Source organism: Actinomyces ruminicola, from assembly GCF_900103885.1.
Classification (GTDB): Bacteria; Actinomycetota; Actinomycetes; order Actinomycetales; family Actinomycetaceae; genus Actinomyces; species Actinomyces ruminicola.
In genome coordinates, this window is the sequence record NZ_FNIM01000016.1 from 24570 (window position 1) to 41719 (window position 17150).

General features: G+C 70.4%; 12 protein-coding genes. 5 read left to right on the forward strand and 7 right to left on the reverse strand.

The features are described 5' to 3' along the window. Positions 1-36: 36 nt before the first annotated feature. A complete protein-coding gene (locus tag BLR49_RS10890) occupies positions 37-336 on the forward strand; it encodes a hypothetical protein (protein WP_425425771.1) in 300 nt (99 codons plus the stop codon). A gap of 4 nt (positions 337-340) precedes the next feature. On the opposite strand, the gene BLR49_RS10895 is transcribed toward BLR49_RS10890, so the two are convergent. Next, entirely contained in the window at positions 341-874 is a 534-nt protein-coding gene (locus BLR49_RS10895; protein WP_245690625.1) for a hypothetical protein, read from the reverse strand. Between the two features lie 66 nt (positions 875-940). Here BLR49_RS10895 and BLR49_RS10900 point away from each other — a divergent pair, with 66 nt between their 5' ends. Further along, on the forward strand, positions 941-1360 hold the full coding sequence (locus BLR49_RS10900) for a GntR family transcriptional regulator (RefSeq protein WP_092537530.1): 420 nt from the start codon (positions 941-943) through the stop codon (positions 1358-1360). Between the two features lie 86 nt (positions 1361-1446). On the opposite strand, the gene BLR49_RS10905 is transcribed toward BLR49_RS10900, so the two are convergent. After that, complete coding sequence (locus tag BLR49_RS10905) at positions 1447-2847, reverse strand: coiled-coil domain-containing protein (RefSeq protein ID WP_143013753.1); 1401 nt, start codon at positions 2845-2847, stop codon at positions 1447-1449. 394 nt (positions 2848-3241) lie between these two features. On the opposite strand from BLR49_RS10905, the gene BLR49_RS10910 reads away from it, so the two are divergent. From BLR49_RS10910 to BLR49_RS10920, 3 genes are all read left to right on the forward strand, one after another. Then, entirely contained in the window at positions 3242-4456 is a 1215-nt protein-coding gene (locus BLR49_RS10910; protein WP_143013754.1) for a hypothetical protein, read from the forward strand. Beyond that, complete coding sequence (locus BLR49_RS10915; RefSeq protein ID WP_092537534.1) at positions 4453-5478, forward strand: DUF8094 domain-containing protein; 1026 nt, start codon at positions 4453-4455, stop codon at positions 5476-5478. Before BLR49_RS10910 ends, BLR49_RS10915 begins: the two co-directional genes overlap by 4 nt. Positions 5479-5588: 110 nt before the next feature. Further along, positions 5589-6509, forward strand: a complete 921-nt coding sequence (locus tag BLR49_RS10920) for a tetratricopeptide repeat protein (protein WP_092537536.1) — start codon at positions 5589-5591, stop codon at positions 6507-6509. A gap of 168 nt (positions 6510-6677) precedes the next feature. On the opposite strand, the gene BLR49_RS10925 is transcribed toward BLR49_RS10920, so the two are convergent. From BLR49_RS10925 to BLR49_RS10945, 5 genes are all read right to left on the reverse strand, one after another. Further along, a complete protein-coding gene (locus tag BLR49_RS10925) occupies positions 6678-9038 on the reverse strand; it encodes a glycogen/starch/alpha-glucan phosphorylase (protein WP_092537538.1) in 2361 nt (786 codons plus the stop codon). 351 nt (positions 9039-9389) lie between these two features. Continuing rightward, positions 9390-11642 carry a 1,4-alpha-glucan branching protein GlgB gene (glgB, locus tag BLR49_RS10930; RefSeq protein WP_092537540.1) on the reverse strand — a complete coding sequence of 751 codons (2253 nt, stop codon included), beginning with the start codon at positions 11640-11642 and terminating at the stop codon, positions 9390-9392. A 112-nt stretch (positions 11643-11754) separates the two neighbouring features. Continuing rightward, on the reverse strand, positions 11755-13227 hold the full coding sequence (locus tag BLR49_RS10935) for a maltokinase N-terminal cap-like domain-containing protein (RefSeq protein ID WP_092537542.1): 1473 nt from the start codon (positions 13225-13227) through the stop codon (positions 11755-11757). Further along, positions 13224-14966: a maltose alpha-D-glucosyltransferase gene (treS, locus tag BLR49_RS10940; RefSeq protein WP_092537544.1), complete on the reverse strand. Its 1743-nt coding sequence runs from the start codon at positions 14964-14966 to the stop codon at positions 13224-13226. The genes BLR49_RS10935 and treS overlap by 4 nt, the downstream gene beginning before the upstream one ends. Before the next feature lie 46 nt (positions 14967-15012). Beyond that, positions 15013-17124, reverse strand: a complete 2112-nt coding sequence (locus BLR49_RS10945; RefSeq protein WP_092537546.1) for an alpha-1,4-glucan--maltose-1-phosphate maltosyltransferase — start codon at positions 17122-17124, stop codon at positions 15013-15015. Positions 17125-17150: the final 26 nt, after the last annotated feature.

Genomic DNA, 17150 nt, shown 5'->3' on the forward strand with positions numbered 1-17150 from the left:
GATCGGTAGCCGTGACGGCCGCGCTACAGTCTGCCCATGGCACCTCGAGGATCCCGCAGCTCCAAGCGTCCCTATGGGGCGGGGCACAGGCCACTCGATATGGGCCGCCTGGCCTCGTTGCCGCGCACCCAGACCGGCCCCGGGGGAGCGGAGTTCACGGTGCGGCGCGTACGCGGCGGGGACAAGACCTACATCTGTCCCGGCTGCAACCAGAAGATTCCCGCCGGTACGCCGCACATCGTGGCCTGGAGCAACGAGTCCCTGTTCGGTCCGGAGCGTGGTCTGGAGGAGCGCCGTCACTGGCACACCTCCTGCTGGGAGCGGCACCTGTGGTGAGTGGTCAGGCCAGGGGCTCGGGGGACCGGGCCTCCCAGCCGGGCAGCAGCCGATCCAGGGCGGTGCGCAGCGGCACGATGTCGCCGTCTCGGCCGCCCTCACCGATAGTCATGGGCACGGGCTCGTCCGTGGGCGTCACCCCGAACAGGCGATCGCGTAGGCCGAGCGGCCGGGTGAGGATGTAGAAGCGGCCCGCGGTGTCGATGGCCACCGACTGGTCGTGGCGCAGGTACCAGCCGGTCAGCGGGGTGCGCGCCGATCCGCCGCCATAGCCCTTGACCCGCAGGGGTGTCGCCTTCAGGCCCTCGGCACCGGCCACGGCGATGAACAGGGAGACGATCCGGGCGGCCCGTTGGTGCTCCGCCTGCTGCCGGGCCCGCAGCATGCGTGCCCGCTCCGCCGCGGCATCGCGACGGCGTTGCGCCCAGTCCGAGTCCTGCGGCCCCGGGGCCGCGCCCTCGGGGCCCGAGGCGCGCGGGCCGTCGGCGTCGGCGGATACGGGCAGGGCGGGGGAGGAGTCGGGGTCCGCGGTAGACATGCACGTAGCCTATGAGGTGCCGGCGCCCCTGTGGTGTCTGCCGCCCGGTTGCCGCACACTAGAGGCATGCACACGCCCATCCCGCCTCCGCAAAGCCCTCCGGAACCGGCCGTGCCGCCCCCCGCCAAACGCACCGCGCGGCTCGACATCCACCTGGACCCGACTTCCACAGAGCCTGTTTTCGCGCAGATATGCGCGGCGGTGAGCGGTGACATCGCCGCCGGCCGACTGCCCGCAGGAACGCGCCTGCCTCCCACGCGCACGCTCGCCACACAACTGAACATTGCCGTCAACACGGTGGCGAAGGCGTACCGAGAACTAGAGATGCAGGGCTACATCGAGGGCCGCGGTCGCCGCGGCACCTTCGTCCGCGACCAGTCCGGGGCGGCACGCGAGCGCGAGGTGATGCGCTTCGTCACCACCATGCACTCCCTGGGTATCCCGCTGGAGGAGACCCTCGACCTGGTGCGTCGCGCCTGGCCCTGACCGAGCGCCGCATTCACAGCCGGCAAAGACGCCGTCCGCGTGAGGAGCCCGCGCATTACTCACAGGCCAACGAGCGCGTCGCCATCTCAGGCGTCGTCGTCCTCCGCATCCGCCTTCCCAGATGCTTCGTCCTCCGGCGAGACCTCGGCCCGCGGCTCACTCTCCTCGTCTGCAGCGCCGTCCTCGTCATCGCTCAGCGCCTCGGTGATCACGTCCGAGAACACCGGGGCCGGGGGCAAGGCGTTGCCAAGCACTCCCCGCATCTCCTCCAGGTAGCTGGCCACGGAGTCGCGCTGACGCTCCAGTTCCTCAACGTCGCGGGCGGCTGCGGACTTCTCGGCGTCGGCGTCGGCACGGGCATCCTCAATCAGCTGCTTGGCCTCCTCGCGGGCCTGCCGCAGGATCTCCTCCGCCTGGCGGGCGGACTCCTCACGGCGAGCCTGGGCGGCCTGATCGGTCTGGGTGCGCACCGCTTCCGCGCGCTCGAGTGCCTCCTGCAAGCGGGCCTCGGCGTCCGCCGCCTGTGCCTGCGCCTGCTCATGCATCTCGGCGATGCGGGCGCGCGTCGACTCGTGGGCGGCGGCGTCTTCCTGGGCCGCGGCCTCGTGGGCGGCGGCGATGTCGAGAGTCGCCTGCTGGCGCAGCTCGGCGGCCTGCGCGTGCGCGGCCTCTGCATCGGCCTGAGCCGACCTACGTAGTTCCTCGGATTCACGGCGTGCCGTGCTGAGCAGCTCCTCCGCCTCGGCACGGGCCTTTTCGACGGCGAGCTTGGCCTCCTCCCGGGCGGAGGTGAGGGCGGCCTCGGCCTGCTCGGCGGTGTTACGACGCAGCTCCTCCGCCTCCTGGGTGGCGGCCTCACGCCGCGCAGTGGCCTCGCGCTCGGAGGAGACCGCCAGCTCAGCGGCGGACTTCTGCGCCTCGGCACGCACAACCTGCGCCTCCCGCTCCGCCGAGGCGCGCAGTTCGGTGGCGGCGGATTCGGCGTCGGCGGCGATCTGGGCGGCCCGTCGCTCGGCCGACCCGACGAGTTCATCCGCTCGTGCCTGGGCGTTGGCCAGGGTGGTCTCCGCCTCGCTCTCGCTGCGTGCGCGCAGCTCGGCGGCCTCGCGGCGTGCGTCCGACAGCAGCGTGGCCGCCTCGGAGGAACTGCGCTCAGACAGGTTTGCGGCGTTCGCGCGGGTGCGGGTAAGCAGCGCATTGGCCTCGGCATTGGCCTTGGAAAGGACGGAGGCACTCTGCTCCTCGGCGCTGCGCAGCAGCTGCTCGATGCGTGACCCCAGGCCCGCATAGGTCGGCTTGTCGGTTTCACGCAGGCGGCGCTGGGCCTCCGCGAGCTCGCCGGCCAGAGTCATGGCCCGCTGGTCGAGACTGGCGACCTCGCGGCGCGCGTCTCGCAACTGGCGATTGAGCGCTTCCAGTCGGTGGTCAACCTGCGCGCGATCGTATCCGCGCATGGTTACCGCAAACTCTTCGGTGTCCTCGGCCACGTCAATTCTCCTCCTGGGCCGGGTCGGGACGGCCCCACCGTCCCAGCGTAGTCCCTGCTCAATCCGCCCGGAATCGGCAAATTCTCAGGGCTCTGAGGTAATCCCTATGAATCCGCCCAGAGCGTGGTGGATCCGTCTCGTTCTGACTCGGAAGGGCGGGAAGAATCGGCGCGTCTCGGCGCTACGATCAGCGCGGCGAGGGACTTTGACCTAGGCTTCAGCTTATGGCGCAGCAACCTGTGATCTTCGCCGTGATCGGTGCAAGTCGGCGGCACTCATGGGATTCTGGCGTCCGGCCGCGTCTGGCGTTGTCATCACGACGCCGATGCGACTCACGCACGCCCGCCTGCCGTATCGGCGGGTCCATGTCCACGAATCCGAGGAGAACCGCGTCGTGAATCGACGGATCCTGAGCGTGATCATTGCCGTTCTCGGCCTGGTCGCCATTGTCCTGGCAGTCTGTTCCGCCACGGTGTGGCGTCCCAGCTCAACCGCGCAGGCGAGCCTCGCCCAGAACCCCGAGCAGCACTACGTCGTCACCGAACCAGGCGTGCTAAGCCTCGTCGAGTCCGACGTCAAGGTGACAGCCACCGCGGCGGAGGCCGACCAGCAGGTGCTCATCGCCGTCGGCCATGCGCAGGACGTCGACGCCTGGCTCGACTCGGACCCCTACATCTCCGTGACCGGCCTGGACGATTGGAACACTCTCACCTCCGTCGCGGTGACCACTTCCTGCCCCGAGGAGGCGACGGACGACGCCACCGCCACCGCTGTGGCCTCCGACACCGAGACCACCGCTGCGGCCTCAGCCGAGGCTACGGCGGAGGCGAGTGGGGACGGCTGCGTCGCCCTGGAGAACAGCGACGCCAATCCCGCCGACTCCGACCTGTGGATCACCACCGAGACCGGGACCGGCTCGGCCACCCTTGAACTTGACACGGCCGGCTCCGACCTGGTCGTTCTCGTGGCCACCGACGGCGCCTCGAACGCGCCCCAGCTGTCCCTGTCCTGGCCGCGGCACGTATCCACCCCCTGGCTCATCCCCGGCCTGGTCCTGGGAGGCCTACTGCTACTGGTGGGCATCTTCCTGTTCCTGATCGACATTCAGATGCGCCGGGCCGACGAGCAGCGGCGGGCACGCGCCGCTGAGCGCGCGGCCCGCATGGCGCAGGCGGACTCGGTCGCCACCGTGGGCATTCCCCAGATCGGTGATCCGAACCGCCCGCTCACTCGCCGTGAGCAGCGGGACAAGGAACGCGCCGAGCAGGCCGGCGAGGAGTGGGTCGACCCGCGTACCGGTGCCGTCTATCTCGGTGGTGTCCAGGCCCCCGCCGTCCCCCAGGCGCCGGCGTCCGAGACCGAGGAACTGCCAGCCGAGACCGACGCCCTTGAGGTCTCCGGGGCCGCCCGCGGCAGCGCCGTCGTGCCCGGCCTCGATGCCGAGACGACAGCCGCCCACCGGGCCGACCGTGAACTGGAGGACGACACTCCGCTTGCCATCGTTGAGGAGACGGAGGCTGCCGGTGTTGATGCTTCAGCCGTTCCCAGCGCCGATGAGAGCGCCGACAAGTCCAGCAATGATGAGTCCGACGAGGAGCACCACGCATGATCACCAGCCGCCGCGCCTTCTTCACCGGAGCAACCGCGACCGCGCTTGCCGCTGCGCTTGCCGCCTGCTCTCAGGACCTGCCCAAGAATCAGACCGGGACGGTCGCCCCCACCCCGCAGCCGGTGCTGGATTCTGAGCGTCTGACCACCATTTTGAAGCGCATTCAGACCGGCCTGGATGCGGCGGACGCGGATAAGAACGCGGACGCGCTCACGGGCTACCTCACCGGCCCGGCGGCCCGCATTCGCGGCGAGGAGTACACGCTGGCGTCGGCTGCCTCGGACGATTCCGTGGTACACACCTTCACCACCGACAGCCAGGCTGGGACGGTGGCACTGGCTGCCGATTTCCCGCGCACGGTGCTGACCATCACCGACTTCGCCGAGGACGAGCAGGGGTATCTGCTCGCGCTCACCCAGGACTCCGCCCGCGAGAACTACCAACTGTGGGGCTGGACTCAGCTGTTCGCCGGCGTTGAGATCCCCTCCACCTACGCGCCTGCCATCGGCACCGAGCAGATCGCGGCCGACGACGCCACCGACCTGAAGGCCAGTCCGCAAGAGGTGCTCGACGCCTACGTGGACGCCCTGAATAATCCCGACGGCGATAATGGCAAGCTCTTCGCCGACGACATCCTGCGCCAGCGCATCGCCGCCGAGCGCGGCGCAGACCTGTCCGAGATGGGCGAGGTTAGCGTGAGCGCCAAGGCCGGCGCGGACGGCTTCAAGAGCCTGCGCACGGCCGACGGCGGCGTCATCACCATGACCACGCTGAGCTTCGCGACCGAGTACAAGAAGACGGTCGCAGGCTCGACCCTGTCGCTGGACGGCAACGTGGGCGCCCTGATGGGGGAGGACCGGGAGGTGGCGGGCACTGCCACTGCGAATTACGACGTCATGATCGCCTTCCTCATCCCAGCTGCCGACGCCGAGGCCAACGCCTCTGCCCTGGGCATGGACCTGGTGCTCGCCTCCGTGTCCCGCGACGACTCCCAGGCGCCCGCCGAGGACGACGCGGACTGAAGCCCGGGGCGAACGCGTAGCAATCGGTACTCGCGGTGGGACTACGCTCCCTGGCGTAATAGAACAAGCTGCAAAGACGGACTGCGGGCTACACCCGGGAAAGGCACACCATGAGCATGTTCGGTGCCGTCGACCTGTCCTCCCTCGCCCCCAAGCAGGGGGCCTCACCCGCCGCCGGGCCGACCAATGCGGCGTCGGCCCCCGGCGGTGCGGGCAGGCTGGTGGTTGATGTGGACGCGTCGAATCTGCGCGACGTCGTCGAGGGCTCCGCCCGCGTGCCGGTGGTGGTGCTGCTGCACACCCCCCGCTCCCAGGCGTCCACCGACCTGGCAGTGCTGCTCGAGCGCCTGGCCGCGGAGTACGGGGGTCGCTTTCAGCTGGCCAGGGTTGATGTGGACGCCGCTCCCGAGGTGGCGCAGGCGCTGCAGGCCACGGCCGTGCCCACCGTCATCGCGCTGCTGGCGGGGCAGCCGGTGCCCATGTTCCAGGGCAGCGCCCCCGAGGAGCAGCTGCGTCCGCTGCTGGATCAGCTGTTGGAGGTGGCCGCACGCAACGGCGTGAACGGTCGCATCGATGTCGACGCAGCGGCGCAGGCCGACGAGCCCGCCGAGCCGGAGGAGACTGAGGTGGAGCGGGAGGCCCGCGAGGCCATCGAGCGCGGGGACTGGGCCGCCGCCGAGGCGGTCTACGACCACGCGATCGCCAACTCTCCCGCCGACGACGAGCTGAAGGCAGCTCGAGGCCAGGTGCGCATGCTCGCCCGCCTGGACGGTCAGGACCCGGCCGCCCTGCTGGCCGCGGCCGACGCTCCCGGCGCGGATCTGGACGCCCAGCTCGCCGGCGCGGACGCAGCGCTTGCCCTGGGGGACGTCAACGCCTGCCTGGGCCGCGCCCTGGAGGCCGTGCGCTCCCACTCCGGAGACGAGCGCGAGCAGGCACGGGTGCGCCTGCTGGAGCTGTTCGAGGTCATCGGCGCCACCGCCCCCGAGGTCTCCCGCGCCCGCCGCCAGCTGGCCACCATCCTGTACTGAGCGGTACTGAACTGGAGCTGTGCCTGCGCTGGTGCTGAGCGCGGGAGGCATTGCCACGGGCGGAGGCGGTTGTGTGCTGGCTGACACCGCTCACGATGGCAGAGCGTCGGCGCCCGCCCCCTGTGCCGGGGACGGGCGCCGTCGTCGTGTGCTGCGGTGCGCGGGCCGTCAGGCGACCGGCTGGGGCTCGATGCCCCACACCTTGGCGTAGTCGCTGATGGTGCGGTCGGAGGAGAAGCGGCCGGAGCGGGTGATGTTCACCCACGCCTTGCGCTGCCAGGCGCGCTGGTCGGCGTAGTCGGCGGCCATGGCGTCCTTGGCCTCCCGGTAGGCGGCGAAGTCGCCGAGCACGTAGTAGACGTCGGCGTGCTCGCCGCCCTCCAGCAGGCTGCGGCGCAGGTCCGCGAACCAGCCCGAGCCGTTGTCGTCCAGGGTGCCGTCGGTGAAGGCGTCCAGCACCCGCTTGAGCCCGGGGACGGTCTCGTAGGTGGTGCGCGGGTTGTAGGACTCGCGCAGGGCGGGCAGCTCGTCCTCGGTGGCGCCGAAGATGTAGGCGTTGTCGTCGCCGACGGCGTCCAGGATCTCTACGTTGGCGCCGTCGAGGGTGCCCAGGGTCAGCGCGCCGTTCATCATGAACTTCATGTTGGAGGTGCCGGAGGCCTCCTTACCGGCCATGGAGATCTGCTCGGAGACGTCGGCGGCCGGGATGATGTGCTCGGCGGGGGAGACGTTGTAGTTGTGGATGAACACGACCTTCAGGGTCTTAGAGACCACCGGGTCGTTGTTAACCAGGTCCGCGATGGCGTTGATGAGCTTGATGATGCCCTTGGCCCGGATGTAGCCGGGGGCGGCCTTCGCGCCGAAGATGAATACGCGCGGCGGCACCTGCAGCGACGGATTCTCCTTCATACGGAAGTACAGGTCCAGGATGTAGATCGCGTTGAGCAGCTGGCGCTTGTACTCGTGCAGGCGCTTGATCTGCACGTCGAAGATCGCGTCGGGGTCGATCTCGACGCCCTCGCGCTCGGCCACCCAGGCGGCGAAGTCCACCTTGTTGGCGTGCTTGATCTCGGCCAGGCGGTCCAGCAGCGCGTCATCGGCGGCTTCGGTGTGGGCGGCGAGTAGGGACAGGTCCTTGACCCAGGCGTCGGAGCCGGCGACCTCGTCCAGCAGCGCGGACAGGCGCGGGTTGCACTGGCGCAGCCAGCGGCGCGGGGTCACGCCGTTGGTCTTGTTGTTGAAGCGCTCGGGCCAGATGTCGTGCCACTCCTTGAGCGTGTCCCGCTTGATGATGTCGGTGTGCAGGGCGGCCACGCCGTTGATGGAGTAGGAGGCGTAGCAGGCGATCCAGGCCATGCGGACCTTGTCGCCGGCCAGGGGCGCCATGTAGTCGATCCGCGCCTGGTCCAGGCCGCGCTCGGCCATGTCCTGGCGGAAGCGGCGGTCGATCTCGCGGACGATCTCGGTGATGCGCGGGAACAGCCGCTCGAAGATGGACATCTCCCAGGTCTCCAGGGCCTCGGCCAGCACCGTGTGGTTGGTGTAGGCGAAGGTCTTGGTGACGACCTCCCAGGCCTGGTCCCAGCCCAGGTGGTGCTCGTCCATGAGCAGGCGCATCAGTTCGGGGATGGCCAGCACCGGGTGGGTGTCGTTGAGCTGGACGGAGTTGAACTCGGCGAAGCGGCTCAGGTCCTCACCGTGGTGGGTGACGTAGTTGTCGACGATCTCCTGCAGCGAGGCGGAGCAGAAGAAGTACTGCTGGCGCACCCGCAGGACCTTGCCCTCGTAGGTGGTGTCGTTGGGGTAGAGCACGCGGGAGATGTCAGCGGTGCGCTCGCGCTCGACGATGGCGTCGGTGAAGCGCTGGGAGTTGAAGGCGTCGTAGTCGAACTCCTCCATGGGCTCGGCCCGCCACAGCCTCAGCGTGACCACGTTCTTGGTGCCGTAGCCGGTGATCGGCATGTCGTAGGGGACGGCGCGCACGGTCAGGTCGTTGTAGCGGACGATGCGCTGCGCCTCCTCGCGGCGCACCACGAAGGGGTAGCCCTCCTCCATCCACGGGTCCGGGTGCTCGGTCTGGAAGCCGTCCTCGAACAGCTGCTTGAACAGCCCGTAGCGGTACAGAATGCCGTAGCCGGCCACGGGCAGGTCCAGGGTGGCGCAGGAGTCGAGGAAGCAGGCGGCCAGACGGCCGAGTCCGCCGTTGCCCAGGGCGGCGTCGGGCTCCTGCTCGAGGATGTCGGTGAGGTTCTGCCCGAAGGCGTTGACGGCCTGGGCGGCCTCCTCGACCAGCCCGAGGTTGGTCAGGTTGTTCAGTAGGGCGCGTCCCTCGAGGAACTCGGCGGAGAAGTAGTGCTCCATCCTGCCGGCGCGGTACTTCTGCTCGGTGGCGTACCAGTCGTCCGCGATGGCGTCGACGACGGCGGCGGACAGTCCCTGCCACACCTCCATCTGCGTGGAGGCGCCGGCGGGACGGCCCGAGGCGGACCGGACCTGGGATGGCACGGTCTGGGCCAGGTTCTGCGTCATTCTTCTTCCCTTGTCAGACTACGGAGACCACCGCTGCAAGAGAACCTGCAACGGCTGAAAAAGTGTACATGGGGTTGGTTCGCTACCTAGGGCGGGGACCGCACGCATGCACGCACCGGGACCATACCCGTCTCTGCAATGTTACTGGACCGCTTTGTTGCTCACAGCGGTGTGGTTGCGGCCGCGTCTGGAGCGCGGAACCCACTGAACTGCGGAAACAGGGCCGAAAGTCCGCACCTGACGGCGGTGTGAGACGCGCCGGACCGGAGAAAAACGCGCCGGGGCCGCCGCACGTGGCGACGGCCCCGGCGCGCCGGAGGGGGACAGCCGAGCGGCTATCGCCTCGGCGGCTCAGTCCCGCGACGGGCGCAGGAAGATCGCGCCCATCGGGGGGACCCGCAGCCGCACGGAGGCGGGCCGGCCGTTCCAGGGCAGTTCCTCGGCCTCCACGTGGCCGAGGTTGCCCACGCCGGAGCCGCCGTACTCGGGGGCGTCGGTGTTGATGACCTCGTCCCAGCCGCCCGCGAAGGGCAGCCCCACCCGGTAGCCCTCGTGCGGGGTGCCGGCGAAGTTGACGACCACCGCCACCAGGTCCGAGCGGCCGTCCGGCCCGGTGCCCTTGCGCAGGTAGGACAGTACGTTGTGGTCGCCGTCGCCCGCCTCGATCCACTCGAAGCCGCGGTGGGAGAAGTCATCCGACCACAGGGCGGGGGAGTCCTTGTAGAAGGCGTTCAGGTCGCTGACCAGCCGCAGCAGGCCGGTGTGCCCCGGGTCGTCCAGGATCCACCAGTCCAGGGAGTTGTCCGAGTTCCACTCGGCGCCCTGCCCGAACTCCTGCCCCATGAACAGCAGCTGCTTGCCGGGGTGCGACCACTGGTAGGCGTACAGCGCGCGCAGGCCCGCCAGCTCCTGCCAGGCATCTCCCGGCATCTTGGACAGCAGCGAGCCCTTGCCGTGCACGACCTCGTCGTGGCTCAGCGGCAGGATGAACTGCTCGGAGAAGGCGTACACCAGTGAGAAGGTCAGCTCCCCGTGGTGGTAGCGGCGGTTGATGGGCTCCTCGGCCAGGTAGCGCAGGGTGTCGTTCATCCACCCCATGTTCCACTTCAGGCCGAAGCCCAGCCCGCCGTACTCGGTGGGGGCGGTCACGCCCGGCCAGGCGGTGGACTCCTCGGCGATCATGACCGTGCCGGGGTTCTTCCGGTAGGCGGTGGCGGTGGCCTCCTGCAGGAAGCTGATCGCCTCCAGGTTCTCCCGGCCCCCGAACTGGTTGGGGTGCCACTGGCCCTCCTCGCGGGAGTAGTCCAGGTAGAGCATGGAGGCGACGGCGTCCACGCGCAGCCCGTCGACGTGGAACTCGCCCAGCCAGTACAGGGCGTTGGCCACCAGGAAGTTGCGTACCTCGTTGCGGCCGAAGTTGAACACGTAGGTGCCCCAGTCGGGGTGCTCGCCGCGCTGCGGGTCCGGGTCCTCGTACAGGGGCGTGCCGTCGAAGCGGGCCAGCGCCCACTCGTCCTTGGGGAAGTGGGCCGGCACCCAGTCCAGGATGACGCCGATGCCGGCCTGGTGCAGCTGGTCCACCAGGTAGCGGAAGTCGTCCGGAGTGCCGAAGCGCGCGGTGGGGGCGTAGTAGCCGGAGACCTGGTAGCCCCAGGAGCCGCCGAAGGGGTGCTCGGCCACGGGCATGAACTCCACGTGAGTGAAGCCGGCATCCTTTACATAGGGGACCAGCTCGTCGGCCAGGCCCCGGTAGCCCAGGCCCTGCCGCCAGGAGCCGATGTGCACCTCGTAGACGCTCATCGGCCCGGAGTGCGGGTCGGTGACGGCGCGGCGGGACATCCACTCCTCGTCGTTCCACTCGTGGAAGCGGTCGGTGACCACGGAGGCGGTGGCGGGCGGCACCTCGGTGGCACGCGCCATCGGGTCGGCCTTCTGGTGCCAGGAGCCGTCCTGGAAGCACAGCTCGAACTTGTAGCGCGCGCCCACGCCCACGCCGGGGATGAACAGCTCCCACACGCCGGAGGCGCCCAGGGAGCGCATGGCGGAGGCGGTGCCGTCCCAGTAGTTGAAGTCGCCGACCACGCGCACGGCCCGCGCGTTGGGGGCCCACACCGCGAAGGCGACGCCCTCGACGTCACCCATGGTGCCGGAGTAGCGCTTGACATGCGCGCCCAGCACCTCCCACAGCTCCTCATGACGGCCCTCTGAGATGAGGTAGGTGTCCATCTCTCCCAGGGTCGGCAGGAACCGGTAGGGATCGTCGACGGTGATGGTCTCCTCCCCGTAGGTCACCTTGATGCGGTAGTCCGGGATGGCGTCGCCGGGCACGACGGCGACCCATACGCCATCCTGCTCATGGCGGGCGGGGAAGGAGCCCTCGGGCGTCACGACGACGACGGCGTCGGCGAGGTGGCGCACGGTACGGATCGTCACGCCGTCCTCGCCCACGTGGGCGCCGAGCACCTCGTGTGGGTTGTGGTAGCGGGCGTAGGCGACATCCGCAAGGACCCAGGGGTCTACCGGGACCGGTGCGGGTCCGGCGACCTCCGGCGGCGGGGCGTCGTTGGATTCGGGGGCGGGCTCGGGGCTGGTGACGTCGGTCATGTTCTCACTCTCCCATGCGGTGACCGGCTGCGGGGGGACTTTATACCGGTGCAACCCGGCGTGGACGATGCGTCTCACGCGACCGCTGGCGGCAGCGTCAGACGCCTTGGGGTCAGGGCGTCAGGATCACCTCGATACCGTGCAGCGGGATCGAGATCCAGTCGGGACGGTTGCGGGCCTCATAGACCGCCTCGTACAGGGCCTTGTCGAGCTCGAGCGCGCCCAGCAGCGTTCTCTCCCGGCTGCCGGGCCGCACCCCTGCGGCGGGGGCGGACGCCGGGGCGGCGGACCAGTACCCATCCAGGAAGGCGCCGCGTACCGCCGGCAGCCACTCTGGGTGGGCGGCCCGGCCGACCTCGGCCGCGTAGTCGAAGGAGCGCAGCATGCCCGCCACGTCCCGCAGGGGCTGGTCCGGGCGGCTGCGCTCGGCCAGAGGCCGCAGGGGCTCGCCCTCGAAGTCCAGCACGTACCAGCGGTCCTGATCGATGGCGTGCAGCACCTGTCCCAGGTGGTAGTCGCCGTGCACGCGGGTGGCCGGCTCCAGGCGGTCCAGGGCTGCAAGCTCGGCCAGCACCGCCTCTACGCGATCGCGCAACTGCGGCAGCCGCGTCTCCAGCTCGGGTACCTCATCCAGCGCCCAGTGGGCCCGCTCACGCAGCGCCTGCGCGAGCTCGCCCGGGGAGGGCGGTGTGCTGGTGCCCAGGCAGGCGGCCAGGTGGGCGTGCATCTGGGCGGTGGTTACGCCCAGGTCCCGGGCCAGGGAGAGGGAACGTTCCCGCTGCGGTCCGTCCGAGTCGTCAGCGCCGGCCAGCGCGCAGAACAGCTCGAAGCCGTCGTCGGCGCGGGGGACGAAAGTGCAGGCCACGGCCGCATCCGCCGTCTGCTCGGCGCCGGTGGCGGGATCGGTCCAGGTCAGCGTGGTCCACGCCACCGGGGTGCGTACCCGGTCCCAACCGTCGCGGGCCAGCGCCACCGACACCTCCACGTCCGGGTTGCGGCCCGGCGCGAGCACGCGGAACAGCTTGACGATCAGGTCCCCGATGGCCGCATCCGCCTCCCCTGCCGCCGGCGCGTCACCGGGGGCGGGTATGACCACGCTGGTGTTGGACTGCTCGCCGGTGGTCACCCGCAGCCGGTCGGCGCGCTGGGCGATCGCCCGGGCCCCGGCATCGCCCAAAGCGGTGCCCGCCGCGAGGGCGGAGGTGGCCCAGGCACGCCAGAAGCGCGGGTGGTGGGCGCCGTCGACCAGCGCCACCGGATCGCCGTCGGGCCCGGGCATGGCGAAGCCCTCATTGCCCTCGGCCTCGCCGGCGACGGCGAAGCCGGCCAGCGCGGCACCGGGCTCGAGCACCAGCGGCACATGCACCAGCACCGGCGCCCCCTCGCCGCGGGGGACGGCGACCAACAGGTCGCGCACGCCGTCGGCCAGCTCCCAGCACCCCACCAGCCGCAGCGGCCCGCGGGCGGGCTCGCCCTTGAGCGGGTACCAGCGGCGCTGCCCCATCCAGTCCGCCAGCGCCGCCAGCAGGGCGGCTTCATCGGGCCAGACCGGGGCCCTCGGCGTCGTAGCGGTCGACTCGCTCATCGGTCCTCCTCACGGTTGGGCGTGACGGCCAGCCACCAGTAGCCGTGCGGCGGCAGCGCAACCGCCAGCTCTCCCCGGGCATCCACGGCGGGCGGCGGGGCCGAGGGCGCGGCGGCAAGCACGGTGCGAGTGGCCCGCCCGGCCAGCTCGGGCAGCTCCACCCTGGCCTCGCAGGGGCGGTCGGCCAGGTTGGCCAGGCACAGCAGCACCTCTCCGTCCGCGCCTCCGGCGCCGCCTGCCACGGGGGAGTCGGCGCGGGTGTGCGCCAGCAGGGCGGCGTCGGATGCCGGGCGCAGGCGGAAGTCCCCGCGCCCCAGGACGGGGTGCTCGCGCCGTACCCGCAGCACGTGGCGCAGGAAGTGCAGCAGCGAGTCGGGGTCGGCCAGTGCGTCGGCCACGCAGCGGTCGGCGTAGCCGGCGGCGTCTATCAGCGGCAGGGTGAGCGCGGCGGGGTCGGTGCAGGCGGAGAAGCCCATGTTCGCCGAGCGGTCCCACTGCATGGGGGTGCGTACGGCGTCGCGATCGGGCAGCCAGATGTTCTCGCCCATGCCGATCTCGTCGCCGTAGTACAGACAGGGCGAGCCGGGCAGGGACAGCAGCAGCACGTGGGCCAGCTCTAGCTCGGCGCGCGAGTCTCCCAGCAAGGGTGCCAGGCGCCGACGGATGCCCACGTTGGCGCGCATGCGATCCTGCGGCGCGTACCAGTGGTACATGCGCTCGCGCTCGGCGTCGGTGACCATCTCCAGGGTCAGCTCGTCGTGGTTGCGCAGGAAGGTCCCCCACTGGCCGTGGGCCGGGATAGGTGGGGTCGCCTCCAGCACCTCACGAATCGCTGTGGCCGTGCCCTGCCGCAGCGAGGAGAAGATGCGCGGCATGACGGGGAAGTGGAAGCACATGGTGCATTCGGGAGCATCCTGGCTGCCGAAGTAGGCCACCACGTCCGCCGGCCACTGGTTGGCCTCCGCGATGGTGATGGTGCCGGGGAACTCCTGGTCGAGCATCCGGCGCAGGCCGGCGATCAGGCGGTGGGTACCGGGCAGGTTCTCGCAGTTGGTGCCCTCCTCCTCCACCAGGTAGGGGATCGCGTCCAGGCGGAACCCGTCCACCCCGGTGCGGGCCCAGAACCGCACCACGTCGTGCACCGCGGCGACTACGGCGGGGTTGTCGTAGTTCAGGTCCGGCTGGTGGGAGAAGAAGCGGTGCCAGAAGTACTGGCCGCGCACCTCGTCGTAGCTCCAGTTGGACTGCTCGGTGTCCACGAAGATGATGCGGGCGTCGGCGTAGGCGGAGTCGTCGTCCGCCCACACGTAGAAGTCCCCGTAGGGGCCGTCCGGGTCGCGGCGGGAGGCCTGGAACCAGGGGTGGGCGTCGGAGGTGTGGTTGAGCACCATGTCGATCACCACGCGGATGCCCCGCTCATGCGCGGCTGCCACCAGGGCGCGGAAGTCGTCCATGGTTCCGTAGCGGGGGTCGACACCGGTGTAGTCCGCGATGTCGTAGCCTCCGTCGCGCATGGGCGAGGGATAGAAGGGCGGGATCCAGATCGCGTCCACGCCCAGCCAGGCCAGATAGTCCAGCCGGGAGGCCAAGCCGCGGAAGTCGCCTACGCCGTCGGCGTCGGAGTCCGCGAAGGAGCGCAGCAGCGCCTCGTAGAACACCTCGGTGCGGAACCAGTCCGGGTCCGGGCGCAGGCCCGGATGCGGCTGAGTGGGGAGGGCGGGAACACCGGGAACGGTCACGGGGCTCCTTCGATTGTCGTCGGGCCTGAAAACGGATGTTGGCGCGTCACAGGGGCTCGACGGAGAAGACGTGGGCGACGCGGCCGGCGAAGGGGTCCAGGCGTACGTAGTTCTGCCCGGACCAGTCGTAGGCCTCCCCGGTCAGCTCGTCGGTGACTCGCAGTACGGGCCGGGAGCCGTCCACCCAGCCGGGCAGACCCAGCTGCTCCAGGTTCAGGTAGACCTCGCCCTCGTGCGCGCCGTAGGGGTCCAGGTTGACGATCGTGAGCACCACGTCGTCCTTGCCGGTGGCGCAGTGCGCGGCGTCCACTCGCTTGGAGTATGCGATCAGGCTCTCGTCGCTGGTGGGGTGGAACCAGACGTCGCGCAGCTGCTGCAGCGCCGGGTGGGCGTGGCGCGCGGCATTCAGCCGGGTGAGCAGGTCCTCGATGCCGTTGACCCGGGCGGCGCCGAAGTCGCGCTGCTTGTACTCGTACTTCTCGTTGTCGATCTGCTCCTCATAACCGGGGCGCGGCACCGACTCGGCCAGCTCGTAGCCGGAGTAGATGCCCCAGGTCGGCGACATGGTGGCGGCCAGCACGGCCCGCAGCTTGAAGGCGGGGACCTTCCCGTTGGTCATGAACGGGGTGAGGATGTCGTGCGTGGTCGGCCAGAAGGTGGGGCGCATGATGTGCGCGGTCTCCTGGGACAGCTCCACCAGGTAGTCGGTCAGCTCCTGCTTGGTGTTGCGCCAGGCGAAGTAGGTGTAGCTCTGGTGGAAGCCGATCTTCGCCAGGGTGCGCATCATTGCCGGGCGGGTGAATGCCTCCGCCAGGAACAGCACCTCGGGGTTGTCCTCGCGCACCTGCCGGATGAGGCGCTGCCAGAAGGGCAGGGGCTTGGTGTGCGGGTTGTCCACCCGGAAGATCGTCACCCCGTGGCTGATCCAGGTGCGCACCACCTGAAGGATCGCCTGGTAGATGCCCTCGGGATCGTTGTCGAAGTTGAGGGGGTAGATGTCCTGGTACTTCTTGGGCGGGTTCTCGGCGTAGGCTATGGAGCCGTCGGCCAGGACGGTGAACCACTCGGGGTGCTCGGTCACCCAGGGGTGGTCGGGCGAGCACTGCAGGGCCAGGTCGAGGGCCACCTCCATGCCGAGCTCGCGGGCGCGCGCCACCAGGGCGTCGAAGTCGTCAAAGGTGCCCAGGTCCGGGTGAATGGCATCGTGGCCGCCGTCGGGCGAGCCGATGCCGTAGGGCGAGCCGGGGTCGTCGGGCAGCGCGTTGAGCGTGTTGTTGCGGCCCTTGCGGTTGGTGGTGCCGATGGGGGAGATCGGGGTGAGGTAGAGGACGTCGAAGCCCATGGCGGCGATGCGGTCGAGCCGCTGAGTGGCCGACTGCAGCGTGCCGGTGTGCCAGTTGCCCTGCTCATCCCGGCGTGCCCCCAGGGAGCGGGGGAAGATCTCATACCAGGAGCCCGCCAGGGCCCGACGCCGGTCCACCTGCAGCGGGTAGGTGGCGCAGGGAGAGACGTGATCACGCAGCGGCAGCCGGTCCAGGACGGCGGTGACCTCCGCAGACATTCCGGCGGCCAGGCGGTCCGCGGGGGAGGCGGACTCGTCGCGCAGGGCGACGGCGGCGGACAGCAGCACCTCGGCGTCGGCCTCGTCCCGGCCCGGGACAGCGGCCGCGCGCTCCAGGACCCGGGCGCCCTCCTCCAGCATGAGGGCGACGTCGACGCCGGCGGGCACCTTCACCCCGGCGTCGTGGGCCCAGGTGCCGTAGGGGTCCGACCAGCCCTCCACGCGGATGCCCCAGTCGCCCGGCGCGTCCGCCGCCAGACGCGCCTCATAGCGGTCCAGGCCGATGCCGACCTCGTACATGCGGGCGGACGGGCCGTCGCTGCCGTCGGGGCGGACCAGGACGGCGGTGGCGCCGAAGCGGTCGTGCCCCTCGCGGAACACGGTGGCGCGGATCGGGAAGACCTCGCCCGGAACCGCCTTGGCAGGCCAGCGCCCGTCCTCCACGACGGGGAAGACCTCCGTCACCGGGATACGGCCCACCGGTGCATACGGGGCCGGCTGTGGAACCTGGGCGGGCGCGGGTTCCGCCGTGACGGCGGGGGCTACGTGGCTGGTGGGCTTCGTCTTCGCCGTGCGCGGCGTCGTGTTAGGGGTCACAGCGCAAGCGTACCTGCCCGCGCCCG